Raw genomic sequence first — 1,681 nt, forward strand, 5'->3', positions numbered from 1 at the left:
GTCGGTCTTGTGTTCTTCATTTCTACCACCTTTTGTCCGGAAGTGAGTCTATCACTTCGTCTATTCAGGTGGCCAAATTCACTATGCCACTACACCTGTTGATTTACGACATTTGTAAGAACCAGCAGCACCGCTGCTGACGATGGCATAACCACCGAATTCGCCCCTTTAAGGTCGGACTGTCCACCTGCTTTAGTGAGTGAGCTCTCTGTTTGTGCATTGCACACAGGTTGCGGTCGCGTGTAGGTCGTGACATGACAGCGATAGTCCATTTCGGATGTAGCCTGAGTGGCAAAATTCACATCGAAAGGTATTCGCTCATGTCCATCGTTAACAGCGACGGTTGGGGTTGGACAGGCGTGGTTGAATCGCGACGGGCGCGTAAACAGACAGCCTGTTGGAGTTTGACACGCGTGTTGATTATCGACGTGTCACAGGTTAGTTGGGGTTATCGCGCTCTTAAGCGCTACACATACTGTGTTGGTATTGGACAAGGCCATGCCTGTCGATTGGATTCACGTTTCCCTTGTAAGGGCATACTGATAGTTAGTGGCCGCTTTGGCCGATAAAGACATCCCCCGTGGAGACGCAGCCTGGCTTAACCTCGGGACTGACCGAGGCGCAGCGATAGAACCTTAGTTCTATGTTTGCGATTAGGTGCTCGATACACCGTGCAAAATCTTGCACGAATTCTGTTGCAACGCGTATTTGCGTGAAAGTGCTCTGGGCCAGGCCCCGCGCTATGTCGACGGCGCTTCTAGCGTCGTACATAGCGCGGGGCCGATACTCCCTCCTAAAACTACTTGGTTGCTCCCGACTAAAACGCACAGCGACTTATTCAGGCGATGTTCTTGTGTTGTTCAAGATACATGGCCTTAGCTTAACGCCTCCTCGTGGCCACGAGCGGTACTAATGTCACCAACTGACAGAGTTAACGATTTTAGAGAGTGATTTATTGGGAGCTATCCTAGAAATAGGATTAGCTTCTAGCTGTTAAGTCAGTTAACCGTGCCAACTCTTTGAGCTGCTTTTTTAGACTTAACGTGTCAATATGATAGTGATCCAAGTCTACACCTGTAGCTGTGAATCCCAGCTTCTCAGCCAGTCCTCCGGAAGCCTCATTTGTGCTTTCTATCGAAAAGTGGTTCAGTTCATATTTTTCAGATATATGTAAAAGGTTAGCGATGAACTCCGTTCCTAATCCTTTTCTTTCAATGGGCATCTCTATTCTTGTTATTACTAGATTGTTGAATAACCCAAAGCCGACAGAACATTTATATCTAAGCAATACTTTGGCGTGTTCGGATTTAATAAGAACCCTTCTAGAATCAAGAACAGACACCTCATGAATATCTGAGTGAAAGGGAAAGAAGCTGCTCACATCAGAGGCAAACTCGTAAATTTCACTTTTTATGTCAGAAAACCCAGAAGCAAGACTGATTTCCTTACCTTGAATGTCATTGGTGTTCGTCAAGAATTCAGCCTTCAAGCTGCCTTGGGGTTCCAACAAGCCAGAAGCCGAACCTCCTCTTTTTCTGAATTTTGCTGCCACAAGTACCTCTCTTTTGTTTTGAGTAACCTAATATCCAGGGTGAGATCGCGAACATTTTTTGAGCGCTTATAAGCAATTTGACCTGACGTCCGTGCTGTGATCTTATACTCCCTTTTTCGGGAGCCTTCC

At 46.6% G+C, this 1,681-nt stretch carries 1 protein-coding gene; it reads right to left on the minus strand.

Annotated elements, in window-relative coordinates; translation table 11 throughout:
* Nucleotides 1-979 precede the first annotated feature (979 nt).
* On the minus strand, nt 980-1,552 hold the full coding sequence (locus G462_RS23560) for a GNAT family N-acetyltransferase (RefSeq protein WP_035478524.1): 573 nt from the start codon (nt 1,550-1,552) through the stop codon (nt 980-982).
* Between the last annotated feature and the right edge of the window lie 129 nt (nt 1,553-1,681).

The organism is Aliagarivorans taiwanensis DSM 22990, assembly GCF_000429505.1.
Lineage (GTDB): Bacteria > Pseudomonadota > Gammaproteobacteria > Enterobacterales > Celerinatantimonadaceae > Aliagarivorans > Aliagarivorans taiwanensis.